Source organism: Pseudonocardia yunnanensis (genome assembly GCF_039534065.1).
In the GTDB taxonomy this organism is placed as follows: Bacteria; Actinomycetota; Actinomycetes; order Mycobacteriales; family Pseudonocardiaceae; genus Pseudonocardia; species Pseudonocardia yunnanensis.
Window position 1 is genome coordinate 28218 of record NZ_BAAAUS010000060.1, and the last position, 25148, is coordinate 53365.

The 25148-nt window shown below is 71.5% G+C and carries 26 protein-coding genes, 1 tRNA gene and 1 pseudogene; 20 read left to right on the plus strand and 8 right to left on the minus strand.

The features are described 5' to 3' along the window. Positions 1-16 precede the first annotated feature (16 nt). The 4 genes from ABD743_RS40490 to ABD743_RS40505 are packed head-to-tail and all read right to left on the minus strand — an operon-like array spanning position 17 to position 5122. Positions 17-1120: an S-methyl thiohydantoin desulfurase family protein gene (locus tag ABD743_RS40490; protein ID WP_344729394.1), complete on the minus strand. Its 1104-nt coding sequence runs from the start codon at positions 1118-1120 to the stop codon at positions 17-19. Beyond that, a complete protein-coding gene (locus tag ABD743_RS40495; RefSeq protein ID WP_344729396.1) occupies positions 1117-2211 on the minus strand; it encodes an S-methyl thiohydantoin desulfurase family protein in 1095 nt (364 codons plus the stop codon). The genes ABD743_RS40490 and ABD743_RS40495 overlap by 4 nt, the downstream gene beginning before the upstream one ends. Further along, entirely contained in the window at positions 2208-3779 is a 1572-nt protein-coding gene (locus ABD743_RS40500) for a hydantoinase/oxoprolinase N-terminal domain-containing protein (RefSeq protein ID WP_344729398.1), read from the minus strand. The genes ABD743_RS40495 and ABD743_RS40500 overlap by 4 nt, the downstream gene beginning before the upstream one ends. Next, positions 3779-5122, minus strand: a complete 1344-nt coding sequence (locus ABD743_RS40505) for a purine-cytosine permease family protein (RefSeq protein ID WP_344729400.1) — start codon at positions 5120-5122, stop codon at positions 3779-3781. Before ABD743_RS40505 ends, ABD743_RS40500 begins: the two co-directional genes overlap by 1 nt. A gap of 151 nt (positions 5123-5273) precedes the next feature. On the opposite strand from ABD743_RS40505, the gene ABD743_RS40510 reads away from it, so the two are divergent. Beyond that, positions 5274-6263, plus strand: coding sequence for an LLM class F420-dependent oxidoreductase (locus ABD743_RS40510; RefSeq protein WP_344729444.1), 990 nt, complete (start codon positions 5274-5276; stop codon positions 6261-6263). 46 nt (positions 6264-6309) lie between these two features. Beyond that, complete coding sequence (locus ABD743_RS40515) at positions 6310-7224, plus strand: site-specific tyrosine recombinase XerD (protein ID WP_344729402.1); 915 nt, start codon at positions 6310-6312, stop codon at positions 7222-7224. Here the strand turns inward: ABD743_RS40515 and ABD743_RS40520 are convergent. Next, positions 7201-7593, minus strand: a complete 393-nt coding sequence (locus tag ABD743_RS40520; RefSeq protein ID WP_344729404.1) for a DUF4406 domain-containing protein — start codon at positions 7591-7593, stop codon at positions 7201-7203. The genes ABD743_RS40515 and ABD743_RS40520 overlap by 24 nt on opposite strands. 49 nt (positions 7594-7642) lie before the next feature. On the opposite strand from ABD743_RS40520, the gene ABD743_RS40525 reads away from it, so the two are divergent. The 11 genes from ABD743_RS40525 to ABD743_RS40575 all read left to right on the plus strand — a co-directional run bounded on the left by ABD743_RS40525 (position 7643) and on the right by ABD743_RS40575 (position 17042). After that, positions 7643-8395 (plus strand): DeoR/GlpR family DNA-binding transcription regulator, encoded by a 753-nt coding sequence (locus ABD743_RS40525; protein WP_344729406.1) that lies wholly within the window; start codon positions 7643-7645, stop codon positions 8393-8395. Between the two features lie 189 nt (positions 8396-8584). Further along, on the plus strand, positions 8585-9475 hold the full coding sequence (locus tag ABD743_RS40530) for a ParA family protein (RefSeq protein WP_344729408.1): 891 nt from the start codon (positions 8585-8587) through the stop codon (positions 9473-9475). Between the two features lie 2 nt (positions 9476-9477). Next, entirely contained in the window at positions 9478-10332 is an 855-nt protein-coding gene (locus ABD743_RS40535) for a segregation and condensation protein A (RefSeq protein ID WP_344729446.1), read from the plus strand. Continuing rightward, on the plus strand, positions 10325-11008 hold the full coding sequence (scpB, locus tag ABD743_RS40540) for an SMC-Scp complex subunit ScpB (RefSeq protein WP_344729410.1): 684 nt from the start codon (positions 10325-10327) through the stop codon (positions 11006-11008). Before ABD743_RS40535 ends, scpB begins: the two co-directional genes overlap by 8 nt. 38 nt (positions 11009-11046) lie before the next feature. Further along, entirely contained in the window at positions 11047-11823 is a 777-nt protein-coding gene (locus ABD743_RS40545) for a pseudouridine synthase (protein WP_344729412.1), read from the plus strand. A 2-nt stretch (positions 11824-11825) separates the two neighbouring features. Next, positions 11826-12188, plus strand: a complete 363-nt coding sequence (gene aroH / locus ABD743_RS40550; RefSeq protein WP_344729414.1) for a chorismate mutase — start codon at positions 11826-11828, stop codon at positions 12186-12188. A 164-nt stretch (positions 12189-12352) separates the two neighbouring features. After that, positions 12353-13027 (plus strand): (d)CMP kinase, encoded by a 675-nt coding sequence (gene cmk / locus ABD743_RS40555; protein ID WP_379659286.1) that lies wholly within the window; start codon positions 12353-12355, stop codon positions 13025-13027. Continuing rightward, positions 13024-13665 (plus strand): lysophospholipid acyltransferase family protein, encoded by a 642-nt coding sequence (locus ABD743_RS40560; RefSeq protein WP_344729418.1) that lies wholly within the window; start codon positions 13024-13026, stop codon positions 13663-13665. Before cmk ends, ABD743_RS40560 begins: the two co-directional genes overlap by 4 nt. A gap of 71 nt (positions 13666-13736) precedes the next feature. Further along, complete coding sequence (gene der / locus ABD743_RS40565; protein WP_344729448.1) at positions 13737-15161, plus strand: ribosome biogenesis GTPase Der; 1425 nt, start codon at positions 13737-13739, stop codon at positions 15159-15161. 44 nt (positions 15162-15205) lie between these two features. Next, on the plus strand, positions 15206-15865 hold the full coding sequence (locus tag ABD743_RS40570; RefSeq protein ID WP_344729420.1) for a response regulator: 660 nt from the start codon (positions 15206-15208) through the stop codon (positions 15863-15865). Positions 15866-15905: 40 nt separating this feature from the next. Further along, entirely contained in the window at positions 15906-17042 is a 1137-nt protein-coding gene (locus ABD743_RS40575; RefSeq protein WP_344729422.1) for a sensor histidine kinase, read from the plus strand. Between the two features lie 7 nt (positions 17043-17049). Here ABD743_RS40575 and ABD743_RS40580 read toward each other — a convergent pair whose 3' ends face one another. Next, complete coding sequence (locus tag ABD743_RS40580; RefSeq protein WP_344729424.1) at positions 17050-17502, minus strand: MarR family winged helix-turn-helix transcriptional regulator; 453 nt, start codon at positions 17500-17502, stop codon at positions 17050-17052. Positions 17503-17663: 161 nt separating this feature from the next. Here ABD743_RS40580 and ABD743_RS40585 point away from each other — a divergent pair, with 161 nt between their 5' ends. From ABD743_RS40585 to ABD743_RS40605, 5 genes are all read left to right on the plus strand, one after another. After that, positions 17664-18725: a substrate-binding domain-containing protein gene (locus ABD743_RS40585; protein WP_344729426.1), complete on the plus strand. Its 1062-nt coding sequence runs from the start codon at positions 17664-17666 to the stop codon at positions 18723-18725. A 60-nt stretch (positions 18726-18785) separates the two neighbouring features. Next, on the plus strand, positions 18786-19070 hold the full coding sequence (locus tag ABD743_RS40590; protein ID WP_344729428.1) for an FmdB family zinc ribbon protein: 285 nt from the start codon (positions 18786-18788) through the stop codon (positions 19068-19070). A gap of 36 nt (positions 19071-19106) precedes the next feature. Beyond that, the gene (gene fmdA, locus ABD743_RS40595; protein WP_344729430.1) at positions 19107-20354 is read left to right on the plus strand and encodes a formamidase; all 1248 of its coding nucleotides are present in this window, start codon (positions 19107-19109) and stop codon (positions 20352-20354) included. Next, on the plus strand, positions 20351-21391 hold the full coding sequence (locus tag ABD743_RS40600; protein WP_344729432.1) for an alpha/beta fold hydrolase: 1041 nt from the start codon (positions 20351-20353) through the stop codon (positions 21389-21391). Before fmdA ends, ABD743_RS40600 begins: the two co-directional genes overlap by 4 nt. 220 nt (positions 21392-21611) lie before the next feature. Continuing rightward, a tRNA-Pro gene (locus ABD743_RS40605) sits at positions 21612-21685 on the plus strand. Positions 21686-22153: 468 nt separating this feature from the next. On the opposite strand, the gene ABD743_RS40610 is transcribed toward ABD743_RS40605, so the two are convergent. Beyond that, positions 22154-23158 (minus strand): mannonate dehydratase, encoded by a 1005-nt coding sequence (locus ABD743_RS40610; RefSeq protein ID WP_344729434.1) that lies wholly within the window; start codon positions 23156-23158, stop codon positions 22154-22156. 267 nt (positions 23159-23425) lie between these two features. On the opposite strand from ABD743_RS40610, the gene ABD743_RS40615 reads away from it, so the two are divergent. Further along, positions 23426-23563 (plus strand): 2Fe-2S iron-sulfur cluster-binding protein, encoded by a 138-nt coding sequence (locus ABD743_RS40615; protein ID WP_344729436.1) that lies wholly within the window; start codon positions 23426-23428, stop codon positions 23561-23563. A gap of 32 nt (positions 23564-23595) precedes the next feature. On the opposite strand, the gene ABD743_RS40620 is transcribed toward ABD743_RS40615, so the two are convergent. Further along, a complete protein-coding gene (locus ABD743_RS40620; protein ID WP_344729438.1) occupies positions 23596-23970 on the minus strand; it encodes a substrate-binding domain-containing protein in 375 nt (124 codons plus the stop codon). 327 nt (positions 23971-24297) lie between these two features. On the opposite strand from ABD743_RS40620, the pseudogene ABD743_RS40625 reads away from it, so the two are divergent. After that, a pseudogene (locus ABD743_RS40625) lies at positions 24298-24586 on the plus strand (transposase); the annotation flags it as partial. Positions 24587-25148 lie beyond the last annotated feature (562 nt).

The window sequence follows — 25148 nt, forward strand, 5'->3', positions numbered from 1 at the left end:
GCCGCCTCATGATCTGTCAGCTCACCGGCACCGCGTCCTCGACGGGACGGAACTCGTGCGAGAGCCCGAAGCACGACGGCCCGAACACCGCCAGCGCCTCCGGCGTGCGCATGATCTCCGGGGTCGAGATGCCGATGACCACGACACGCTGCCCGTAGCGCAGCGTCTCCGTGGTGATCGGCTCCCCGGACTCGGCGTCCAGCACGCAGATCAGGTCGGGAACGATGCAGGTCACGACGCCGTCGACCTCGGCTACGAGGTTCTCGTTCTGGAAGACCGTGCGCAGCGTCGAGGTGCCGTCGAACGACACGAACCGCGCCCGGCCCTTGGCGAACCCGTCGACGGTGCGCCGCTCCACGTCGGCGACCTTGCCCGCGAAGAGCACACGCAGGTGCGAGTAGGCGGTGGGGGCGAGAGCCTCGGCGAGCGCGGAGATCGGGTCGCGCAGCTGTTCGCGGGCCTCCCGCAGCGCCCGCCCGACAGACAGGCCGAGCGAGAGCGTGCGCGGCACCGCCGTGCGCTTCACGTCGGCCCCGGACATCGGGTAGTCGGCGATCAGCGCCGCGCCCCCCATCCGGATCGTCGCGCCGCGCGCCAGCCACTCCATCCGCCGGTTGTCCGCGCCGGTGTCGATCGTGACCGTCTCGCCGTGGTCGCCCGCGACGACCATGGGGGAGCCCGGCACGCCGTAGACGCCGAACGTCTCCATCTGTAGCTCGGGGAACGCCCGGCCCATCCCGTCGGCGTCCACAACGGGGAGCCCGGTGGTCGCGGCCACGACCAGCGGGATCATGGAGTTGATGCCACCGCACTCGATCGGCATCGTGGCGTCGGCGGAGCGTCCGAGGTGGCGTTCCAGGGTGCGCAGTGCGATCACCGCTTCGTCGCCGCGCGGGATCTTCTCCACCATCACGGTCGGCGCGCCCATCATCGCGGTCGGCACGACGAACGCGGCGTCGTCGACCTCGTCGGGGTCGAGCACCGTGACCGGCCCGTGCTCGCGGATCGCCGCCTCGACCATGAGCCTGCCGATGTGCGGGTCGCCCCCGCCGCCCGTGCCCAGCAGCGCCGCGCCGCGGGCGAGGTCGGGCAGGTCCTGCGGGTCCAGCGTCCACGTCACGGGCGCTCCCGGGCGTCGAAGCGGACGGGATCCGTGTCGTAGCCGAAGTACCGCGGGCCGACGAGCGCGATGCCGCCCGGGGAGTGCCAGCGTTCGTCGGCAGGCGCGGCGAGCACGCTCACGCGGTGGCCGAATCGCAGCGCCTCGGTGGTGACCGGCTCGCCCGAGTCGGTGTCGAGCACGATGATCAGGTCCGGTGTGGTGACCTCCACCCGGCCGTCGCGCAGGGCGACCAGGTGCTCGTTCTGGAACTCGAGTGTCAGGTCGCCGTCTGCGCCGTTGATCACGGCGCTGCCGCGGGCGAAGCCGGTGGTGGTGCGCCGTGCGACGTCGACGACCTTGCCGGTGTGCAGCACCCGGCCGCCGAGCTCGTCGGCCACCGCGAGCACCGCGTCACCGTGCGCGGCGCGCACCTGCTCCACGCGCCGCCCGATCCGGGTGCACAGGCTCAGCGTCCCGGCCACGAGGCCCTCGCGCGCCTGCGCGCCGGTCATCACGTAGTTCGAGATGATCGCGGCGCAGCCCATCGTGATCGTCAGCGAGCGCGCGAGGGACTCCGCCCAGTGGTTGTCGATCGACGTGAGCAGCCCGACGTTGCCCTTCTCGTCCCCGATCGACATCGGTGTGGCCGCCACGCCGTGCAACGTCGGCAGCACCATCTGCAGCTCGGGGAACGCGCGGCCCATGCCGTCGCCGTCCACCAGCGGGAGCCCCAGCCGTGCCGCGGCGACCAGCGGGAACGTGGAGTTCACCCCGCCGGCCTCGATGCACGCGATGTGCGTCGGCGTGACGCCCAGGTGCTCCGCGAGCGCGGCGACCGCGTGCCCGATGCGCTCCACCGAGGGCGTCTTCTCCACCATCACGGTGGGCGCGCCCATCATCGCGACCGGGAAGACGGTGGCGTTGTCGGGCAACTGCGCCGGGGCGACGAGCTGGACCGGGCCGTGCTCCCGCAGCGCCTGGGCCGCGAGGAGCCGCCCGATGTACGGGTCGCCCCCGCCGCCGGTGCCCAGCACGGCCGCACCCCTGGCGAGTGACTCCAGGTCGTCCTCGCCGATCGCGGTGACGGGCGGGGTCAGCGTGCCGGTCATGCGTGCCGCCCGGCCACGTGCTCGATGCGCAGGTCGCCCACCGCTTTGCAGCGGATGCGGGTCGCGTTGCCTGGCAGGTAGGGGATGGGAACCTCGTCGAAGTCCACGATCGCGACGGTGGCCGGGTCGGCACCCGCCACCACCGCACGGTCCACCGCCTCCTGACGGGCCTCGTCCACGGCGGCGTCACGGCGTCCGGGCTCGATCGCGAACACCCGATCGACCTCGCCGCCGACCTGCGCGATCGCCGCGCCGATCGCGTTGGCCACCGCGAAGTGCTCCGGCCGGTGCACGGGCCCGAGGCCCGGGAAGGAGTCGGGGAGCAGCACCGAGCCGCCACCGACGGCCACCACCGGCAGCGGGTCGGCGGAGATCCGCATCCGATCGACGACGTCGGCGACGTCGGCACCGATCCGCTCCAGCGCCGCTGCGACGTCGGAGGGCGCGAGCCCGGCCACGCGGGACGGATCGCCGATCGCGACCCTGCCCGTCGCCACGGCCACGTCGGTGGCGGTCAGGACGTCACCGCCGAAGACGAGTGCCTGCTCGGTGAGCCGGTAGCCGACCGAGTCCGGCCCCACCGTCACGTCCGTCCCGCGCCCACGCACGAGGCTGCCGCCGCCGAGCCCGATGCTCAGCACGTCGGGCATCCGGAAGTTGGTGCGGATGCCCGCGACGCTCACCTCCACCGTGGCCTCCCGCGGGAAGCCGCCGGTGAGCACGCCGACGTCGGTGGTGGTGCCGCCCACGTCCACGACCGCGCAGGTGTCCAGGCCCGAGAGCACGGCGGCCCCGCGCATCGAGTTGGTCGGGCCGGACGCGAACGTGGCCACGGGGTAACGGCGCGAGAACTCGACGTCCATCAGGGTGCCGTCGTTCTGGCTGAGGTAGAGCGGCGCGGTGATGCCGTGACCTGCGATCGAGGCCGAGAGACCGTCGACGATGCCCGCGGCGAGCTCGCGCAGGGCCGCGTTGATGATCGTGGCGTTCTCGCGCTCCAGCAGCCCGACCCGCCCGATCTCGTGGGACAGCGACACCGGCACGTCCGGGCCCAGCTCCTCGCCGAGCACCTCGGCTGCCCGCTGTTCGAACTCCGTGTTGACCGGCGAGAACACCGACGAGATCGCGACCGAGCGGACGCCGTGTGCGGCCATGTCGGCGGCGTGGCGGCGCAGTTCGTCCTCGTCGAGCGGGGAGATCGGCCTGCCGTCGAACTCGTGCCCGCCGTGGGCGAGGTAGCCGCGCCCGGAGATGGCCGCGACGAGCCGGTCGGGCCAGTCGACCATCGGCGGTAGCGACGCCGTGGCGGGAAGGCCGAGCCGCAGCGCTGCCGTCGGGGCCAGCCCCCGGGCCTCGACCAGCGCGTTGATGAAGTGCGTGGTGCCGATCATCACCGCCCGGACGTCGGCGGGCGGGAACGGGTGCTGACCCTGTAGCCCGTTCAGCGCCATGACGATGCCCGTCGTCACGTCCGCCGTGGTCGGGGCCTTGACCGCGGCGAGCACCTGGTCGCCGTCCATGAGGACTGCGTCGGTGTTGGTGCCGCCGACGTCGATCCCGATCCGCATCAAACCACCTCTCGATGGGCGGCGGGCAGCTCTGTGCCCTCCGCCGTCCGGCTCAGGCCGACCCCCCGGACCAGCCCGAGCTTCCCAGCCACCACGTAGAGCAGGAACGCCGCGATCAGCGAGTTGATGCTCGGTAGGCCCCACGCGACGAACTCGCCGATGAGCGCGGCGAGCACCCAGATGACGAGCGTGGCGGGCACCCAGGTGGGCGCTGTCTCCGGCAGCGTGCCCGCGGCGCGGGAGCGGTCCAGCTCGGGCCGCCACTGCTTCACCACGAAGTACTCGGCGACCATGATCCCGGCGATGGGCGGGAACGCGACGCCGAGCAGGGTGAGGAACCCGGTGAAGCTGTCGAGGATGCCGCCCGCGGCCAGCAGGCTGCCGACGACACCGATGATCAGAGTGACCATCGCGCGGTTCACGCGCTTGCCGAACACGGTGCCCACGAAGTTCACGATGCCGAGACCGGAGCTGTAGAGGTTCCAGTCGTTGATCTTCAGCGTGCCCAGGATGATCACCAGGGTGCCCACCCAGCCGACCGAGGACGTGACGATCGTGATGATGTCGTCGGACCGGATCGCGTGCGCGAGCAGCACGCCCGACATGCCGATGAGGTACTCACCGATCGTGAAGCCGACGACGGTCTGCTTGACGACGTCCGCGGACGTGCGGTTGAACCGGGTCATGTCCGGGGTGATCACGGCCCCGACGATGAAGCCTCCCGCTACGAGGGTGGTGCCCTCCAGCAGCGACATGCTCGGGCCCGGTGGTGGTGACGCGACGAGCGCGCCCACGTCGTGGCCGAACAGCCCGGTGCCCACCGACCACGCCACCAGCACGATGAAGGCGGGCACGGTCACGTAGGCGACCCACTTCATCGACGCGAAGCCCCACAGCACGATGAGCGTCACCACGAGACCGAAGATCAGCGACCACGCCCAGCTCGGCAGCACCCCGATCAGGCTGAGCAGGCCCTCCGCCGAGACGCCGGACTGGATGCCGAACCAGCCGATCAGCGAGATGCCGATCGCGACGCCGACCACGGCGCTGCCGCCGTGGCCGAACCCTGTCCAGCGGGTCAGTACGGAAGTCTGCAGACCTTCCCGGCACCCGATGATCCCGACGCCGATGCAGACCAGCTCCAGGATGACCGCGCCGAGCGTGAACGCCCAGAACGCGTCCCAGAAGGCCATGCCGAAGCCGACGGTCGAGCCGAGCAGGAACTGGCTCAGCGCCGAGACCTGCCCGAACCGCTGCACAGCGACCGACCACCAGGAATACCGCTCGTCCTGGGGTACGCGGACCAGCGCGTAGTCGTCGACACCCACATGTGCAGCAGCCATGGCGCACCCTCCTCCGACGTCGGATCGACGGTAGGTAGGGGCCACGACATGGTCACGAGGCAGATTGCCCGGTGGCAACCCTCTGGCTGTGCACACTGCACGGGCGGGTGCGAACGGATGATCCGTCCTACTATTCAGGTCCGTGACCGGTATGCGCTTCGGAATGTTCGTTCCCCAAGGATGGCGACACGATCTGGTCGGTATCGACCCCGCCGACCAGTGGCAGGCGATGAAGGGGCTCGCGCAGCACGCCGACGCGGGCCCGTGGGAGTCGATCTGGGTCTACGACCACTTCCACACCGTTCCCGTTCCCACCGACCAGGCGACCCACGAGGCGTGGACGCTGATGTCGGCGTTCGGTGCGGTCACCGAGCGGGTGCGGCTCGGGCAGATGTGCACGTGCATGAGCTACCGCAACCCGGTCTACCTCGCGAAGGTCGCAGCCACCTGCGACATCGTCTCCGGTGGCCGCATCGAGATGGGTATCGGCGCCGGCTGGTACGAGCACGAGTGGCGGGCCTACGGCTACGGCTTCCCGTCGGCGCCGGAGCGGCTGCGGATGCTCGACGAGGGTGTCCAGATCATGCGTCAGGCCTGGACCGAGGGCATCGCCACCCTGGACGGCAAGCAGTACCAGGTGAGCGACGCGATCGTCCGGCCCCTCCCGCTGCAGGAGGGCGGCATCCCGCTGTGGATCGCCGGGGGCGGGGAGAAGGTGACCCTGAAGATCGTCGCGAAGTACGGGCAGTACGCCAACATCGGGGGCGGTGACGCCGAGGTCTTCGCCCACAAGTCCGAGGTGCTCCGGAAGCACTGCGACACGGTGGGCACGGATTTCGACGCGATCGTGCGCTCGTCGAACTTCAACGTGGCGATCGGCAGCTCGGAGGCGGAGGCCGAGCAGCGGCTGGCGACCCTGAAGGCCCGGCTGGAGCCGTACGTGGGTGCGGAGCGGGCGGAGAGCAACGCCGAGTCGTACCGCAGCTCGGCCGCGTTCGGCACGCCCGAGCAGGTCGTCGAGAAGCTCGGCAAGCTGCGTGACCTGGGAATGGGCTACGGGATCTTCAACTTCCCGGAGGCCGCCTACGACCGTTCGGGCATCGAGCTGTTCGAGCGCGAGGTGATCCCCGCGCTCTCGTGACACGCGCCTGCACGGCTCCGAGGCCGCCGTGCGGGAGGATGCCGCCGTGGGTGCCCGACCCGACGAGGTGGTGGAGGCGTTCCTGCACCACCTCACGGTGGAGCGGGGGAGCGCGGTCAACACCATGCGCTCCTACGGCACCGACCTGCGGCGCTACCTCCAGTACCTCGAGACCCTCGGGATCGACGACCTCGGCGCCGTGCAGGAGGGCGACGTCGCCGGCTTCGTGACGGCCCTGCGCAGTGGGCCGTCGCCGCTGGCGGCGTCGTCGGCCGCCCGCGCACTCGCGGCGGTGCGCGGGCTGCACCGGTTCGCGGTGCGCGATGGGCTGCTGGCCGACGACGCCGCGCGCGAGGTACGCCCACCGGCGCTGCCGGCCCGGTTGCCTCGCGCGCTCACGCTCGACCAGGTGGAGCAGCTACTCGCCGGCTGTGTCGGCGACGGACCAGGCGCGCTGCGCGACCGTGCGATGCTCGAACTCCTGTACTCCACGGGCGCGCGGATCTCCGAGGCCGTCGGCATCGACCGGGACGACCTCGACACCACGGGTCGCACCGTGCTGCTGCGCGGCAAGGGCGGTAAGCAGCGGATCGTCCCCGTGGGACGCCCGGCGCTCGCCGCCGTCGACGCCTACCTGGTGCGGGCCCGTCCCGTTCTCGCCGCTCGCGGCCGCGGCACCTCGGCGCTCCTGCTCAACGCCCGTGGGGCTCGGCTGTCGCGGCAGAGTGCCTGGCATGCCCTGCGCGGCGCGGCGGAGGCGGCCGGGCTCGCCACCGACGTCTCGCCGCACACGCTGCGGCACTGCTTCGCCACACACCTGCTCGCCGGTGGCGCGGACGTGCGGGTGGTGCAGGAACTGCTCGGCCACGCGTCGGTGACCACCACCCAGATCTACACGAGCGTCACGGTCGACACGCTGCGCGAGGTCTACGCGACCTCACACCCCCGCGCGCTCGGTTAGCGATTCCACCCCGGGGATCTCGGCGAGGTCGCTGTAGACGGGGATGCCGCGCTCGCGCGCGATGGCGACGTCCTGGTCCGCCCCGGTCGACGCGCCGGGCAGGCGCAGGACCGCGTCGCAGTGCTGCAAGAGCCGGTGCGCCGTGGGGTACATGACCTGCTGCGCCAGCGGGTCGGTCACACCCGTGGCGCCCGCTCCGCGCAGCACGGGCAGCGCCACCCACTCCCCGATCATCGGCACGTGCCCGGCCCGGAAGATCGGCCAGGCCGCCTCCTCCAGCCGCTCCAGGTTGGCCGCCATCAGGGCGGGGTCGTCGCCTGTGCCGGAGCGGTAGGGGCCGGCGATCAGGATCAGCAGTGGTTTCGTCACATTCGGCACGGTAACGTGCAAAAGTCGGCAGAAACAAGGGAGAACGTGCATGCTTGCGGCGCAGCGTCGTGACCTGCTCCTCGCCCGCCTCCGCAGCGAGGGGCGGATCGTGGCCAAGGACATGGCCGACGAGCTCGGCGTCTCGGAGGACAGCGTCCGGCGCGACCTGCGTGATCTCGCCGCTGCCGGTCTCTGCCAGCGGGTCTACGGCGGAGCACTGCCGGTCTCGCCCGCGATCGCCGACGTCGCCGGGCGCGAGCACGTCGAACCGGGGAGCAAGGCGCGCGTCGCGCACATCGCCGCCCGCCTCGTCACGCCGGGCAGCACCGCGATCCTCGACGGGGGCACGACGGCGCTCGCCGTCGTGCGGACGCTTCCGCTCGACCTCACGGCCACCGTGGTGACGCACAGCCCGTCCGTGGCCGCGGCCCTCGTGGACCACCGCGACGTCGAGGTGTTCCTGCTCGGCGGCCGCCTCTTCAAACACTCCCTGGTCACGTGCGGTGCGGCCGCGGTGGAGGCTGCGCAGGCCGTGACCGCCGACGTCTTCCTGCTGGGCGTCACCGGCGTGCACCACGAGGCGGGGCTCACCACCGGCGACGCCGACGAGGCCGCCATGAAACGCGCGCTCTCCCGGCGGGCCGCCGACACCTATGTGCTGGCCAGCGCCGAGAAGATCGGTGCGGCCTCCCGTTTCGCGGTGCTCCCGCTCGCCGAGGTGACAGGGATCGTCACCGACGCCGATCCTGCTGCCCCCGCCGTGCGCGAACTCGTGGCCGCGGGCGTGCAGCTGGTGACCTGACCGCAGCCCGGCGAGGCCCGCCCCCGCAACGGACGAACGCCGCCGCGGGTAGCGTTGGGCAGCGGTCGGCCGACCTGCGCCGATCAGTCGGCCGGCGTACGGCGGGGCGCGTTGCCCGTCGTCAACCCGGCCTCCTAGTCTGCCGGGATCGACTCACCATGGGTCGCCCGCCGAAGACCGGAGCCCGCATTGGACACACCGCGGCCCTTCGCCCCCAGCCCGGAGCCGCTCGACGAGGACCACGACGCCGCCGAACACGACGGAGTCGGGAGGCCGCATGCCCAGGTACCGGAGCCGGCCCCCCTCACAGAGCACGGCCCGGCGCGGGTCATCGCGGTGGCGAACCAGAAGGGCGGCGTCGGCAAGACGACCTCCACCATCAACCTCGGCGCAGCTCTCGCCGAGTACGGCCGCAAGGTGCTCCTCGTCGACTTCGACCCGCAAGGCGCGCTGTCGGTCGGCCTGGGCGTGCAGGCCCACGAGCTCGACACCACGATCTACAACCTGCTCATGGAGCAGAACATCGACGTCGACGAGGTGATCCGCGAGACCGGCGTCGAGGGCATGGACCTGCTGCCGAGCAACATCGATCTGTCCGCCGCCGAGGTGCAGCTCGTCACGGAGGTCGGACGCGAACAGTCGCTCGGCCGTGCGATCAAGCCCGTCCTCGACCGGTACGACGTCGTCCTCATCGACTGCCAGCCCTCGCTCGGCCTGCTCACTATCAACGCACTCGCCTGCGCCGACCAGATCCTGATCCCGCTGGCCTGCGAGTTCTTCAGCCTGCGGGGCGTGGCACTGCTGATGGACACGATCGACAAGGTGCAGCAGCGGCTCAACCCCGACCTGCGGATCCTCGGCATCCTGGCCACGATGTTCGACCCCCGCACGCTGCACACCCGCGAGGTCCGCCAGCGGGTGATCGAGGCGTTCGGCGACCTCGTGTTCGAGTCCGTGATCAACCGCACCGTGCGGTTCCCCGAGACCACCGTGGCAGGCGAGCCCATCACCACGTGGGCCCCCACATCGAACGGCGCCGAGGCGTACCGCCTGCTGGCGCGCGAGGTCATCGCACGGTGACGTTGGTCGAGACCGGAGCGCCGGTCGATGACGGTCCCCCGCTGCTCGACGGCGGACGGCCGCGGTTCCAGGTGCGCCTGCACAACTTCGAGGGCCCGTTCGACCTGCTGCTGCAGCTGATCGGGAAGCACGAGCTCGACATCACCGAGATGGCGCTGCACACCGTCACCGACGACTTCATCGCGCACCTCGCCGCTCTCGGTGATGACGCTGACCTCGACGAGACCACCGAGTTCCTGGTGATCGCGGCCACCCTGCTCGACCTCAAGGCGGCCCGGCTGCTGCCCGACGCCGACGTCGAGGACGAGGAGGACCTAGCGCTGCTGGAGGCGCGCGACCTGCTCTTCGCCCGGCTCCTGCAGTACCGCGCGTACAAGCAGGTGGCGGCGCTGTTCGTGGAGCTCGAAGCCGGCGCGATGCGCCGCTTCCCGCGGTCGGTGGCGCTGGAGGAGCGGTTCGCCGTGCTGCTCCCCGAGGTGCTGCTGGGGGTCGACCCTGCCACGTTCGCCGACCTGGCAGCCTCGGTGTTCCGGCCCAAGCCGCCGCCGACGGTGGGGCTCGACCACCTGCACGCCGCCAAGGTGTCGGTGGCCGAGCACGTCGCGATCCTGCGGGAGCGGCTCGCCGAGCTGGGTGTGGCCACCTTCGCGCTGCTCACCGCGGACTGCGACGGGCCGCTCGAGGTGGTGGCGCGGTTCCTCGCTCTGCTGGAGCTCTACCGCGAGGCCACCGTCCACCTGGAGCAGCCCGAGCCGTTCGGCGAGCTGACGGTACGCTGGAGTCCGCCTGACCAGCCTGGATCCCTCCCCGAGCCCGGTACCGCACAGGCGGCCGGCCCCGACGAGAGTGATGAGTGACGACAGGCCAGTGAGCCTCATGGATGTGAGCACCTCTCCCGATCCCGACGGTCCCGACGACGCCGGGCCCGTCTCCCCGGAACAGCTCGGCCCGGACCAGGACACCCCCGGTGAGATCGGCCCGGACGAGATCACGCTGAGCGACGCCGAGCTCGACGCCGCCCTCGAAGCGCTGCTGCTGGTGGTCGACGCCCCCACCGAGGACGAGGCCCTCGCGCTGGCCGTGCAGGAGCCCGTCGCGCGGGTGCGTGCGGCGCTGTTGCGCCTGTCGGCGGACTACGCCGAGACGGGGCGCGGCATCGACCTGCGGAAGACCGGAGGGGGATGGCGGTTCTACACGCGTGACGCCTACGCCCCCTACGTCGAGCGCCTGCTGCTCGACGGCCAGCGTGCCCGTCTCACGCGGGCGGCGCTGGAGACGCTTGCGGTGGTGGCGTACCGGCAGCCCGTCACGCGGGCCCGGGTGTCGGCGGTTCGCGGGGTCAACTGCGACGGTGTGCTCCGCACGCTGCTCACCCGCGGGCTCGTGCAGGAGGCGGGGGCGGACCCTTCCACGCAGGGCACCCTGTTCTGCACCACCGAGCTGTTCCTCGAACGGCTCGGACTGTCGTCGCTGGAGGAGCTGCCGGCGCTGGCGCCGCTGCTGCCCGATGTGGACGCGATCGACGAGTTGTGACGACTGAGTACCGAGACATGAGCATCGAGATGAGTCAGATGAGTACGGAAGCCCGGCCCGATGGGGTGCGGCTGCAGAAGGTGCTGGCCCAGGCCGGCGTCGCGTCCCGCCGTGCGGCGGAGGAGCTGATCGCGGCGGGCCGGGTGAGCGTCGACGGCAAGATCGTGCGGGAGATGGGCCGCAGGATCGACCCTGACACCGCGGTGGTGCACGTCGACGGGGCACGGATCGTGCTGCGCGACGACCTCGTGCACCTGGCGCTGAACAAACCCCGGGGGATCCTCTCCACGATGTCCGACGACCGCGGCAGGCCGTGTGTCGGCGACCTCGTCGTCGAGCGTGGCATCGTCGACGAGCACTTCGACGGCGCCCCTCGCGCGCGCCTGTTCCACGTCGGTCGGCTCGATGCCGACACCGAGGGGCTGTTGCTGCTCACCAACGACGGCGAGCTCGGCCACCGTCTCATGCACCCGTCGTACGAGGTGGAGAAGACCTACCTCGCCGAGGTCGTCGGCCAGGTGCCGCGTGACCTCGGGCGCAGGCTGCGCGAGGGCATCGAGCTCGAGGACGGTCTGGTCGCGGTCCACTCGTTCAAGCTGGTGGACTCCACCGCCGGACGGTCGCTGGTGGAGCTGGTGATCCACGAGGGGCGCAAGCACGTGGTCCGCAGGCTGCTCGACGAGGTCGGGTTCCCGGTGCAGCGCCTGGTGCGCACGGCCATCGGCGACGTGCGCCTCGGCGACCAGCGGCCGGGGCGCTTCCGTCCGCTCACCCAGCAAGAGGTCGGGTCGCTCTACCGTTCGGTCGGGATGTGACGGTGGCGGTTCGCGCGGTACGCGGTGCGATCCAGGTGGACGGCGACAGCCGGCAGGAGATCCTCGACGGTTCGGCGGAACTCGTCAGCACCGTGCTCGAACGCAACGAGCTGACGGCCGACGACATCATCTCGATCGTCTTCACTGCCACGCCGGACCTCACAGCCGAGTTCCCCGCCTACGCGGCGCGCCTGCTCGGCCTGACCGACGTGCCGCTGCTCTGCGCGTCGGAGATCGCGGTTCCGGGGGCTCTGCCGCGCACGCTGCGGCTGCTCGCGCATGTGGAGACCGAGCGGTCGCGCGCCCAGCTGCGTCACGTGTACCTGCGGGGAGCCGCGGCGCTGCGCACCGATCTGCCCCAGTAGCCTCCGTCGGCTTCCCGACCTGCGGTTTCGGCCCCGAGCTGAGATCATCGTCGGTCCGCACGGCATGATGGGTCGCGATCCGCGAACGGCGTGCGGCAAGGTGGTAGGGCCGCTGGCCCGGACAGGGGCGAACGGTGACAGGGCGGTTGCGCGGGGTCGTTGCGATGGACGGCCCCTCGGGCACCGGGAAGTCCACGGTCTCGCGGCGGCTGGCCCACGCAGGCGCGGCCGCGTACCTCGACACCGGTGCCATGTACCGGGCGCTCACCCTGGCCGTGCTGCGCGAGGGTCTCGAGGGCTCGGAGCCTGCCACCGAGAGCGTCGCGCTCGACGCCGTGCCCGACCTGCGGTCGGTCGTCGATCCGGACGCTCCCCGCATCCTGCTGGCCGACGAGGACGTCGAGTCCGAGATCCGCGGCCCCGAGGTGACGGCAGCGGTGAGCGCGGTCTCGGCCGTGCCCGCCGTGCGCACCGCGCTGGTGGAGCGGCAACGCGCGATCGTGGCCGACGCGCTCGCCACCGAGGGCGGCATCGTGGTGGAGGGCCGCGACATCGGCAGCGTCGTGGTGCCGGACGCCCCGCTGAAGGTGTACCTCACGGCATCGGAGCAGGTCCGGGCTGCCCGCCGCGGCGCCCAGGACCGCAAGGCGGGACGCAACGCGGACATCGGCACCGTGCTGGCCGACGTCCGGCGTCGTGACCGCCTCGACTCCACGCGCAAGACCTCGCCGCTGCACGCGGCTGCCGACGCCGTCGTGCTCGACACCGACGACCTCAGCGTCGACGCCGTGCTGGAGGAGCTGCTGCGGCTGGTACGGGAGAGAGGTCTCCTGACGTGAACGCCGATCTACCGCCTGGCTCACTGCCATGGCTGCACGACCTCGCCCGCTGGGTCGGCACGTGGCTCTTCCTGCCCGTCTACCAGGTACGGGTGCACCACCGCGACCGCATCCCGGCCACCGGACCGGTCGTGCTCGTCGCGAACCACAGCGCGTTCGTCGACGGTCCGCTGCTGTTCGGACTACTGGGCCGCCGCGCGGTGTTCCTCACGAAGCAGGAGATGTTCTCAGGCGTGATCGGCTGGTGGCTGCCGCGGATCGGGCAGCTCGCGGTTCGACGCGGAGAGCCCGACCGGCGAGCGCTGACGACCGCGCTCGACGTCCTGCGTTCCGGTGGCCTGATCGGGGTCTTCCCCGAGGGCACGCGGGGCGCGGGCGAGGTCGCTGCTGCGCAGCACGGCGCGGCCTGGCTGGCCCGCACCTCGGGAGCGGAGGTGCTCCCGGTGGTCTGCCGGGGTACCCGTCGGCCCGATGGTTCGGGCAGACGGTGGCGCCCCAAGGTGGACGTTCTCGTGGGAGAACCGCTGACCGTGGCCCCTGGTGGTGGCCGGGCGGGTCTGGCCACCGCCACCGAGACCGTCCGGGCCGAGCTGGCCGGGATGGTCCGTGAACTCGATGATGTTCGGAGCAGGACGTGAGTGGTACCGAGGGCCCGCGGGTGGGGCCGAGCAACGACACCCGGCCGATCGACGACGGTGACGTCGCCGCGATGGCAGCGCTGGGGCTCCACCCCGGCGAGTTCGTGAGCGCCGACGACGAGGACGGCCCCGGGTCCGGCGACGAGGGCTTCCCCGAGTCGGAGGTGTTGCCGCCCGCGCCGGTGCTCGCCGTCGTCGGGCGTCCGAACGTCGGCAAGTCCACGCTGGTCAACCGGCTGATCGGGCGCCGCGAAGCGGTGGTGCAGGACATTCCGGGCGTCACCCGCGACCGCATCGCCTACGACGCGCTCTGGAACGGCCGCCGGTTCACGCTCGTCGACACCGGTGGCTGGGAGCCCGACGCCACCGGGCTGCAGGCGGCGGTCGCCGCGCAGGCCGAGCTGGCCATCCAGACCGCCGATGCGGTGCTGCTGGTGGTCGACGCGAGCGTCGGCGCCACCACCACCGACGAGGCCGTGGCGAGGGTGCTGCGCCGCTCGGACCGTCCCGTGCTGCTCGCTGCCACGAAGGTCGACGACGACCGGCTGACCTCCGACACCGCCGCCCTGTGGCGGCTCGGGCTCGGCGAACCCCACCCCGTCAGCGGCCTGCACGGGCGCGGTTCGGGCGATCTGCTCGACGCCGTGCTCGAGGCACTGCCGGAGAGCCCGCGGGACCTTCCCGGCGGGGGCTCCGGGGGACCGCGCCGTGTGGCGCTGGTCGGCAAGCCGAACGTCGGCAAGTCCAGCCTGCTCAACCGCGTGTCGGGGGAGGTCCGCTCGGTCGTCCACGACGTCGCGGGCACCACTGTCGACCCCGTCGACTCGCTCGTCGAGCTGGACGGCGAGGTGTGGCGTTTCGTCGACACGGCGGGCCTCCGCAAGCGCGTCCACATGGCGAGCGGCATGGAGTACTACGCGAGCCTGCGCACGCGGGCGGCGATCGAGGCCGCCGAGGTGGCGGTCGTCCTGATCGACGCGAGCGAGCCCATCGCCGAGCAGGACCAGCGGGTGATCGGTATGGCGGAGGAGGCCGGCCGGGCCCTCGTACTCGTGTTCAACAAGTGGGATCTCGTCGACGAGGAGCGGCGGCTCGCGATGAAGCGCGAGCTGGAGCGCGACCTCGTTCGCGTCCAGTGGGCCGAACGGGTCAACGTCTCCGCCCTGACCGGCCGTGCGGTCGCGAAGATCGCCCCGGCGTTGCGCACCGCGCTGCAGTCCTGGGACCGGCGGATCCCCACCGGCAGGCTCAACGGCTGGCTGGCCGAGGTGGTCGCAGCGACCCCGCCGCCGGTGCGCGGGGGAAAGCAGCCGAAGATTCTGTTCGCGACCCAGGCCCAGACGCGGCCGCCGACGTTCGTGCTGTTCACGAGCGGGTTCCTGGAGGCCGGCTACCGGCGGTTCCTGGAGCGGCGGCTCCGCGAGGAGTTCGGGTTCACCGGGTCACCGGTGCGGATCTCGGTGCGGGTGCGCGAGAAGCGGCCCCGCAAGCGCTGAGCTGGATTGGGGATGACCGGTGCGCTCCGGTTACTCTCGGCCACATGGCGGTCGACGCGGCGCAGGGGAGGGCGCCCGTCCGTGTCGTGCTCGCCGATGACGAGCCACTGATGCTCGCCGGGCTGCGCACGGTCCTCGAAGCAGGGGGTGCGGTGCGGGTGGTCGGCCAGGCCGGAGACGGGGCCGAACTGCTCGCCGCCGTCGACGCCCACCGGCCCGACGTGGTGCTCGCCGACGTCCAGATGCCGGGCACCGACGGACTCTCGGCCCTGCGCGTCCTGCGCGCCCGGCCCGATGCCCCGCCCGCCGCGATCCTCACCACCTTCGACCACGACGACTACGTCGCCGAGGCGCTGCGGATCGGGGTGCAGGGCTTCCTGCTCAAGGACACCGATCCCGACGCGCTCATCCGGGCCGTACGCGACCTGGCCGCAGGCGGCGCCGTGCTCGACCCGCGCATCACGGCGCGGTTGCTGCCCCGCCTCGCGGCCGGGTGGCCCGCGCCGCCTCCCGCCGGCCTGACCCTGCGCGAGCAGCAGGTGCTGCGCGGGCTCGCGGCCGGCGAGTCGAACGCCGCGATCGCGTCCCGGCTGGGGCTCGCCGAGGCCACCGTCAAGAAGTACGTCTCGGCACTGCTCACGAAGCTCGGGGCGGAGAACCGGGTGCAGGCGGCGCTGATGGCACAGAACTGGGGCATTACGTGAAGGGTGCGAGACGGGCGCCCCGAGCGGGGGGAATCCGGCGATGAGCTCGAAGCTACTACGTCGATTCGTCACGGAGATCGCCGTCATCTCGGTGCCGGCGATCGCGGTGCTCTGGGCGGTGCCGGCGTTCTCGTGGTCGGTGCCCGCAGCCCTCGTGGCCTGCGCGCTGCTGCCGCTGCGCCACATCTGGCCCCCACTCGCCGTCCTCACCGCACTGTGGGGCCTCGCCGGCGGCCTGGCATGGCCCCCCGCACTGGTCGCGCTCTACGCCCTCGGCAGGCGCGGTGCACGCGCGTCGACCACCGTTCCGTGGCTGCTGCCCCCGGTCGTCGCGGCCGTCACCCCGGTGCTCCTGACCCAGGCGCTGCCCTGGCAGCGGATCGTGCTCACCGTGGCGTTCGTCGCGCTGTACGCCATCGCGCCCACCTCACTGGGGCTGCTCATGACCACCCGGGAACGCTTGACGGAGAGCCTCAGAGACCTCGAGCGTGCGCGTGAGGAAGCACTCGCGGCCTCGCAGGAGGCGGCGCGGGCTCAGGAGCGGGCCCGGATCGGCCGGGAGATCCACGACTCGGTCGGGCACCACGCCACACTGATCGCGGTGGGGGCCGCGGCGATCGCCACCACCACCGCGGAGGACGAGACGCGCCGTGGGGCCGAGCAGCTCCGGGCGCTCGCCAAGCGGGCGTTGGCGGAGATGCGGGTCGCTCTCGGAATGCTCGACGGGCGCGAGCACACCCCAGGGCTGACGGGCCTGGCGGCTCTCGTGGCCGGGTCGCGGGCCGCAGGCGTCGACGTCGAGTTGGAGCACACCGGCACGCCCGGGGATGCCGCCCCCGCCGTCGAGCGTGCCGTCTACCGCGTGGTGCAGGAGTCGCTGACGAACGCCGCCCGCCACGCGCCCGGCACCGCCGTCCGCGTCGACCTGCGCTGGCTTCCCCACGAACTGGAGGTGCAGGTCGGCAACTCGGCCCCGACCTGTCCGGTGCGGTCGCGGCGCGAGCCGCTGGGCGGTGGCGGAGCCGGCCTGACGGGCCTCGCCGAGCGCGTCGAGTCGGTGGGCGGCCGGCTGTCATGGGGACCCGGGGTGGACGCCGGTTTCGTCGTGCGGGCGAGCTTCCCGTTGCGCGCCGTGCCGCCTCCCGCCGCCCCGGCCCGCGAGGAACAGCCCGCGTAGCCCGCGGTCAGGCGGGCAGCGCGCGCAGTCGCTCCAGCAGCTCCGCGAGCCGCGCGGCGTCCTGAGCGCCGAGCTCGCCGGCCAGCGCCTCCGCGACGCCTGCCACGCCCGGTGCGAGACGGGCGTGGGTCCTGCGGCCGTGCTCGGACAGGAACACGAGCACGCGCCGCCGATCGATCTCGTCGGCCCGCCGGTACACCAGCGCACGGTCCACGAGCCGGTCGACGATCTTGGTGAGGGTGGGCGGGGGCACCATCGCGTGACCCGCGATCTCCGTCATGGGGTGCCCGGTCCCGTCGGCGAGCAGGTCGAGCACCCGCCACTGCTCGAGCGTCGGGCCGTCCGGGCCAAGCGCGGCCTCGACGCGGCGGGACACCTGGTAGGCCACCTGGCGGAGCAGCTCAGGAACCGCGGTCGTGAGCGCGGACGGGTCGGCCGAGGGCACCCGAGAGAGGGTCACGTCATCCTCCTTCGGCCGCGTGACGTAGCCGCGTTCATCGTAAACACTGTCACCGGCAGGGTCTCCTCATCGGGCCTCGTCGTCGGGCATCGTCAGCGGCAGGAAGCCATATCGCAGGAAGTCACCTCGACACCGGGCGAGAGCGGGACCGGGGATGCGCCATGAGCCGTGACACGCTGGAAGTCGCCTTCGTGGTACCGCGCAGCGGGCCCGCGGCGATTGTGGGCCCGTCATGCGAGGCGTGCGGTCTGCTCGCGGCCGACGAGGTCAACGCAGGCGGCGGGGTGCTGGGGCGGGAGCTACGGCTGCTGGTCGTCGACGGCGGACGCGCCCCGCAGGCGGTGGCCGGCGACATCGACATGCTGCTCAGCACGGGAGCGGTCGAGGCGGTCACGGGCTGGCACATCTCCGCTGTCCGCCAGCAGCTCGCGCCGCTCGTGTCCGGCCGCGCGCCCTACGTGTACAGCCCCTTGTACGAGGGCGGCGAGCGAACCCCGGGGGTCTTCATGGCGGGGGAGACCCCGGACCGGCAGCTGCTCCCGGCGCTCCGCTGGATGGCGGGCGAACTGGGCGTCCGGACGTGGTGCGTGGTCGGGGACGACTACGTGTGGCCGCTCGCCTCCGCGGCCGTGGCGCGCCGCTTCGCGCAGCACTCGGCGGACATCCGGATCCTCGACGAGGTGTTCGTGCCGCTGGGCACCCAGGATTTCGCGGCGGCCGTCGAACGCGTCGAGCGCAGCGGTGCCGAGGGCGTGCTGATGCTGCTGGTCGGCTCGGACGCCGTCCGGTTCAACCGCGCGTTCGCCGCCGCCGGGCTGGACAAGGCGTGTGTGCGGCTCAGCCCGCTCATGGACGAGAACATGGTCTTCGCCACAGGCGCCGCGGCCACCCGGGAGCTCTACGCCGCGTCCGGCTACTTCGAAGCGCTCGCCACTGCGTCCGGGCTCGACTTCTCTCGCCGTTACGCGGCCCGATTCGGAGTCCAGGCCCCGGTGCCCGGGTCGCTCGGCGAGTCCTGTTACGAGGGCGTGACGTTGCTGGCGAGGCTGGCCGAGAAGGCCGGGAGTCTCGGGTCCGAGGAGCTCTCCGCAGCCGCCGAGACCCTCGCCTACGACAGTCCACGTGGGACGGTTCGGATGGCGGGCAACCACCTGATGCAGAGCGTCTACCTGGCCCGCGCCGACGGGCTGGACCTGGACGTCGTCGCCCAGCTCCAGGCTTGACTGAATGTTTTGATCAAAATAGTTTCATCTGACAGTTTCAGCTCCAGGAGGTGACCTGCCGTGCCGACCTACGCATACCGGTGCCCCTCGGGTGATGACTTCGAACTCGTCCGGCCGATGGCGGAGGCCGCCGACCCGGCAAGCTGCCCCGACTGCGGGGAGGTCGCCCGCCGCGTCTTCGGCGGCCCGGCGTTCCGCAGGCTCGACCCCTCACTGCGCCGAGCGCTCGACGCCGGCGAGCGGAGCGCCGACTCCCCGCCGGTCGTGACGTCCGTCCCCGGACGGTCCCGCCGGGCCACGCCCGTCACCAGGGACCCCCGTCACGCCCGGCTGCCCCGCCCCTGACCCGATCGCAACCGCACGCGCCTTCCGGAGGTCCTCATGCCCGATGTCGTGTTCTCCGTCGACCAGGCCAAGTCCATGCGCGACCAGGCGGTGCCCGGCCACAACCGCTGGCACCCGGACATTCCGCCCGCGGTGACCGTGCGCCCTGGTCAGTCGATCAGGGTCGAGTGTCGTGAGTGGACCGACGGGCAGATCGGCAACAACGACTCCGCCAACGACGTCCGCGACGTCGACCTGACCCACGCGCACATGCTGTCCGGGCCCATCTACGTGGAGGGCGCCGAGCCGGGCGACCTGCTGGTCGTCGACATCCTCGACCTCGGCCCGGTGCCCCAGGAGGTCGGCGATGCTCCCGGCCAGGGCTGGGGCTACACCGGGATCTTCGCGAAGCACAACGGCGGCGGCTTCCTCACCGACACCTTCCCGGACGCCTACAAGGCCATCTGGGACTTCGCGGGGCAGAAGGCCACCTCCCGGCACATCCCCGGTGTCGAGTACACCGGTATCACCCACCCCGGCCTGTTCGGCACCGCGCCGTCCGCCGAGCTCCTGGCCCGCTGGAACGCCCGCGAGCGCGCGCTGATCGCCACGGACCCGGACCGCGTCCCGCCGCTCGCTCTTCCGCCGCTGGAGGAGTCCGTGCTCGGCGGCACCGCCTCCGGCGACGCGCTGTCGGCCATCGGCCGCGACGGCGCCCGCACCGTTCCCGCCCGGGAGAACGGCGGCAACCACGACATCAAGAACTTCACCCGCGGCTCGCGCGTCTTCTACCCGGTGCACGTGCCCGGGGCGCTGTTCTCGGGCGGCGACCTGCACTTCAGCCAGGGCGACGGCGAGATCACGTTCTGCGGCGCCATCGAGATGGGCGGGTTCATCGACTTCCACGTCGACCTGATCAAGGGCGGCATGGAGACCTACGGCGTCACCACCAACCCGATCCTCATACCCGGCAACGTCGAGCCGCGCTACTCGGAGTTCGTCACGTTCATCGGCATCGGCGTGGACCACACGAGCGACACCCAGCTCTACAACGACGCCACCGCCGCCTACCGGAACGCGTGCCTGAACGCCGTCGAGTACCTGAAGAAGTTCGGCTACACCGGTGCGCAGGCCTACCTGCTGCTCGGCTCGGCGCCGATCGAGGGGCGGGTGAGCGGTGTGGTCGACATCCCGAACGCCTGCTGCTCGCTCTACCTGCCCACAGCGATCTTCGACTTCGACATCAAGCCGTCGGCCTCGGGCCCCGTGTCCGCGGACCGGGGGAGCTGCGCGGTGTCGTCATGACCGGCCCGGACGCGCCCTACGACGTCCACGAGATCCCGGACTTCACACTCGAGTGCGGCGCGACGCTGCGCCCGGCGAAGGTGGCCTACCAGACCTACGGGACGCTCAACGCGGCGAAGGACAACGCGATCGTCTACCCGACCTGGTACTCGGGCCGGCACTGGGACAACGAGTGGCTGATCGGCGAGGGCATGGCACTCGACCCCGATCGCTGGTTCATCATCGTGCCGAACATGCTCGGCAACGGGCTGAGCTCGTCGGCGTCGAACACGCCGCCGCCGTGGGATCGAGCCCGGTTCCCGCGGATCTCGGTCCGCGACAACGTGGCGTCGCAGCACCGCCTCGTCACCGAGGTGTTCGGGATCGAGACGCTCCCGCTCGTGCTCGGCTGGTCGATGGGCGCGGGGCAGACCTACCAGTGGGCCGTCAGCCACCCGGAGATGGTGCAGCGGATGCTGCCGTTCTGCGGGTCATCACGGACGGCCCCGCACAACCAGGTCTTCCTCGACTCCCTTCGCTGGGCCATGCGCGCCGACGCCGCCTTCGCCGAGGGCTGGTACCTGCCGGACGCCTTGCCGGTACGCGGCCTCCGGGCCTTCGCCCGGATCTACGCGGGCTGGGGCTTCTCCCAGGCGTTCTACTGGGACGAAGTCTGGCGCGAGCTCGGGTACACCTCGCTCGAGGACTTCGCCGTCGGCTTCTGGGAGGGCTTCTTCCTCGACGACCGCGACCCCAACAACCTCCTGACGATGCTCGACACCTGGTGGAGCGGGGACGTCGGCACCACGCCGGGCTTCGCGTCCACGGAGGAGGCCCTGGCCTCCATCCGAGCCCGCGCGATCGTGATGCCCGCGGAGAAGGACCTCTACTTCCCTCCCGAGGACGAGAAGTGGGCGGTCTCGCACATGCAGAACGCCGAGCTGCGCGTCATCCCTGGAGTCTGGGGCCACTTCGCAGGAGGCGGCGCCAACCCGGTCGACACCGCCTTCATCGACGCAGCGGTGGCGGACCTGCTGGCACAGCCCTCCGGCATCTGAGAGTTACCGGGCGGTACCCACGAAGGTCGCCTCCGAAGGGCGACCGAGGGCGGTGGTGTCATCGGCCGGTGCGGCAGAGACTGGCCGGGCCGTGATCCCCGGACATCCGGGCGTGAGCGGGCGGGCGAGTGGGGCTACCAGGGCAGTGGGGGGAGCCGCGACCGGCCGGTGGGGGCGGATTGGCGATGGGGTAAGCTGATCGAGCTCCCTCGGGGGCGGCCGGGACGTGGCGCAGCTTGGTAGCGCACTTGACTGGGGGTCAAGGGGTCGCAGGTTCAAATCCTGTCGTCCCGACGGCACGATGGGCGGTTCCCTACGTCGGGGGAGCCGCCCATCAGCATTTCTACCTGCGGAAAGGCTGGGCTTGAGGGCTTGTACCTCGCCTGAGCCTGAAGCCGTGGGACGCAGGTTCTCGATCATGGTTTCTTGCTGAGTGACTATCTGAGTGACTGTCTCGCTCGTTGCGTGGGAAGAGGTCGTCCATCGCGGGGGTGCCCTCGTCGAGCACGGCCTGCAGTTGGTGGCGGTAGACCCGTTCGGTCACGGCGGTACCGCTGTGACCGACCAGGCGGGAGCCGAGGTGGGTCCCCCGCGCCCGTCGTCCGAGGAGCGCCTAGCGGGGCCTGGTGGGTTACCTTCGACGCGATCACCTTGGGGTCGGACCACCCCGAGAGCGATGCGCGTGGCAGCGGCGGATCGGGTTCCGCACGGTCGCGCTCGACCGCATGCCGGATGCGGTGGGTGACCGGTTGACGTTCGAGGTCAGCGGTATCCCGGCCCTGCGGTGCGGGCGGCTCCCTCGAGCAGTCCGCGCATGTATCCCACGGCGAACAGGCGCCCGAGGGCGCCGTATCCGGCGGGCAGGCCGACCTCGCCGTGCAGCGTGGGCACGTGGTCTGAGCGCATGAGACCGTCGAAGCCGATGTCTCGGTAGGCTTCGATGCAGGCCAGCATGTCCGTTGGGCCCGCGTCGTGCCAGGTTTCGACGAAGTTCTCGGCGGTGCCCTCGACGTCGCGGAAGTGCACGAAGAAGATCTTCCCGGTCGTGCCCAGCTCTCGGATGGTCGCCGGCAGGTCGTCGGTCATGAGCCGGAAATTGCCCTGGCAGAACGTGATGCCGTTGACCGGGCTGTGGGAGATCTCCAGCAGTCGCTCGAAGCCCGCGACGCTGGACATGATTCGGCCGATGCCGCCGAGGGGGGAGAGGGGCGGGTCGTCGGGGTGCATGGCGATGCGGACGCCTGCTTCCTCGGCGACGGGGAGCACCTTGGCGAGGAAGTACTCGAGGTTCGCCCAGAGCTGTGCTTCGGAGATCGGGCCGAGTGGGGGTGGCGGGCCTGCTTCGAAGACGCTGCGGTTGAAGCCGGTGACGGTCGAGCCGCCGCGGGATGGGATCGCGGTGCTCGTGCGTACCCAGTTGCGGTCGGTCATCCACTCGTAGCACCAGACCGGGATGTCGAGCCTGCCCATGTTCCGCAGGAGGGTGCAGACGGCATCGATCTGTTCGTCACGGCCGGGCAGCCCGCGTTTGGCGAGGTTGAGTGGGGGTCGCCATTCGATGACGCCGAGTTGGAAGCCGTTGCGTTCGTAGAGGTCCTTCGTGCGGGCCATGGGCAGGTAGTCCCACGGCAGGTCGGCGCTGTTCACGTCGATCCGGGGCGGTGGGGCGGGCAGGCTGCCGACGGCGTCGGTGACGCCTGCCTGCTGCATGAGTGTCCAGAGGTCCCCGCCTGCGCCCTCGACGGGCAGCATTTCCGCGATCCGCACCTTGTGCGCCTCTCCGGTCGCGGGACACACGCGTTCCGGTACGTGGAATGCGTTTTCCGCGTCCTGGGATCGGACGCTACTGCTGTTCCAGCCCGCTGCGCAACGATCTCGGGGTGCGGTCGAGCAGCGACGAGCCGCCGCCGGAGCCGGTGAGGGACGACGAGCAGATGTAGACAGGAGCCACCAGCGGCATCACCGGCGTGCCCGACGGCCGCTCCGCACCCTGATCCTTCCCGACTCGAGTCCATCCTGGACGCGGCGCAGAGCGTGCGCGGCGACCTGCCGTTCGCATGCAATGGCGGGGCCTGCGGCACCTGCCGGGCCCGGGTCACTGAGGACGAGGTGGCGACCGGTTTCGTCCTTGCCTGCCAGTCCCGCCCGGTGACGGTCGATTTCGGCAGCTGACCCCACCCCCAAACGCCGCGAGTCGCCCGGGCTCATGAGGTGCCCTGCACCACGAGCCGCGTCGGCACGACCACCCGTCGCTTTCCGGCTCTGCCCTCGATGGGGTCCACCATGAGCGTGGCCAGCTGCCGCCCCATCTCGACCACCGGTTGCGCCACCGTGCTGAGGGGCGGACGGTGACGTGCGCTGTTCGGGTCGTCGCCGAAGCCGATCACCGCGATGTCGCGAGGTACGCGCACCCGCGCCGTCCGCAGCGCCCCCACCGCGCTCACGTCCGAGGCGGCGATCACCGCGTCGATCGGCACGGACCGGCCGAGCAGCTCGCTCATGGCCCGCTCGCCGCCGTCCTCGGTGTAGTCGCTTGTCGATGATGCGCCGCTCGTCCGCCGCGAGGCCGACCTGCTCAAGCCCCCGCCGGTAGCCGGCGAGACGGTCCGTGCCCGATCGCATGCTACGGGCGCCCGTGATCATGGCGATCCCGCGCCTGCCCTTCGCGTGTAGGTACTCGACCGCCGCAGCCGTGCCGCCCACGTTGTCGGCGTCGGCGTACCGGCAGCCGGTCACGTCGAACGGCCTGCCCATGAACACCACCGGCACACCCGTCTCCTGGAGCATCCGACCGAGTGGGTCGCCGCGTTGCGGCGCGATCAGCATGCGCCGTCGACGTGGCGGCTCGCGACGTAGTTCAGCAGCCACTGGCGGTCGTCGCTGGAGCGGGCGACGACCACCGGCGGGGGCCCACGTTCTTGTGGTTGGACGCGCTGACGCAGAAGGTCCGCGAGGGCGGCCGGACCGTGATCGTGCACGCCCTGGTCGCTGTCGGCATCACCGCCAACGGACGCCGCGAGGTCGTTGGCCTGGACGTCGTCTCGGCCGAGGGGGGCGGGCTGGTTGGCCTTCCTGCGCTCGCTGGTCGCATGCGGGCTGTCCGGAGTCGCGCTGGTCAACTCCGGCGCACACACCGGGCTCGCCGAGGCCATCGGCGCCACCTTCGACCGCGCCACCTGGCAAAGATGTCGCACGCCCGACTGCTGCGACGGCCGTGCGGGGTGCAGATCGGTGACGGGTGCGCGCAGCCGTCATTCCGAAGAGCCGTTGGGCCTGCGCGAGATGGGGGGTGGCGGAGACGGCGTTTTCGAAGGCGTCGACGGTGTCGCGGTCGGCGTCGCGCATGGTGGCGAACACGAGAGCGTCGAAGCCGGACCCGAGGGCGTGGGCGTCAAGATGAAGCTCGGTAGCTCGCGATGGCCCGAATGCTCCAGGGCGCGCAGGCGGCAGTGGCACGGCGAGACAGTGAGCCGCACACGCTCGGCGAGCTCGGTCACGGTGCCTAGCCGGTTTTTGATCGGTGGTCGGCTGGTACGTCCATTACCTGCAGCGTCGCCCTGCCTGACCTTGACGAACTTGCGCCACCCAGGGCTGCTTCGCCGACGTGGCGGTCAGTGCCCTCGGCGACGGAGTCATGTGTTGACGACGATCGGAGCAGAGAAGTGATCAGCTACCGCAATATGTTCCGCGCAAGTCTTGATTGGCCGGAGTCGTTCTGGGCCGCCGCCGCTACGGAGATCGACTGGTACCGGGCGCC

What these genes read in the sequence shown, in the direction of transcription:
- ABD743_RS40495 (WP_344729396.1), bottom strand. Translation starts at nt 2,211, where the DNA reads ATGACCGGCACGCTGACCCCGCCCGTCACCGCGATCGGCGAGGACGAC.
- ABD743_RS40500 (WP_344729398.1), bottom strand. Translation starts at nt 3,779, where the DNA reads ATGCGGATCGGGATCGACGTCGGCGGCACCAACACCGACGCAGTCCTC.
- ABD743_RS40505 (WP_344729400.1), bottom strand. Translation starts at nt 5,122, where the DNA reads ATGGCTGCTGCACATGTGGGTGTCGACGACTACGCGCTGGTCCGCGTA.
- ABD743_RS40510 (WP_344729444.1), top strand. Translation starts at nt 5,274, where the DNA reads ATGCGCTTCGGAATGTTCGTTCCCCAAGGATGGCGACACGATCTGGTC.
- ABD743_RS40525 (WP_344729406.1), top strand. Translation starts at nt 7,643, where the DNA reads ATGCTTGCGGCGCAGCGTCGTGACCTGCTCCTCGCCCGCCTCCGCAGC.
- scpB (WP_344729410.1), top strand. Translation starts at nt 10,325, where the DNA reads ATGAGTGACGACAGGCCAGTGAGCCTCATGGATGTGAGCACCTCTCCC.
- ABD743_RS40545 (WP_344729412.1), top strand. Translation starts at nt 11,047, where the DNA reads ATGAGTACGGAAGCCCGGCCCGATGGGGTGCGGCTGCAGAAGGTGCTG.
- cmk (WP_379659286.1), top strand. Translation starts at nt 12,353, where the DNA reads ATGGACGGCCCCTCGGGCACCGGGAAGTCCACGGTCTCGCGGCGGCTG.
- der (WP_344729448.1), top strand. Translation starts at nt 13,737, where the DNA reads ATGGCAGCGCTGGGGCTCCACCCCGGCGAGTTCGTGAGCGCCGACGAC.
- ABD743_RS40570 (WP_344729420.1), top strand. Translation starts at nt 15,206, where the DNA reads ATGGCGGTCGACGCGGCGCAGGGGAGGGCGCCCGTCCGTGTCGTGCTC.
- ABD743_RS40575 (WP_344729422.1), top strand. Translation starts at nt 15,906, where the DNA reads ATGAGCTCGAAGCTACTACGTCGATTCGTCACGGAGATCGCCGTCATC.
- ABD743_RS40585 (WP_344729426.1), top strand. Translation starts at nt 17,664, where the DNA reads ATGAGCCGTGACACGCTGGAAGTCGCCTTCGTGGTACCGCGCAGCGGG.
- fmdA (WP_344729430.1), top strand. Translation starts at nt 19,107, where the DNA reads ATGCCCGATGTCGTGTTCTCCGTCGACCAGGCCAAGTCCATGCGCGAC.
- ABD743_RS40600 (WP_344729432.1), top strand. Translation starts at nt 20,351, where the DNA reads ATGACCGGCCCGGACGCGCCCTACGACGTCCACGAGATCCCGGACTTC.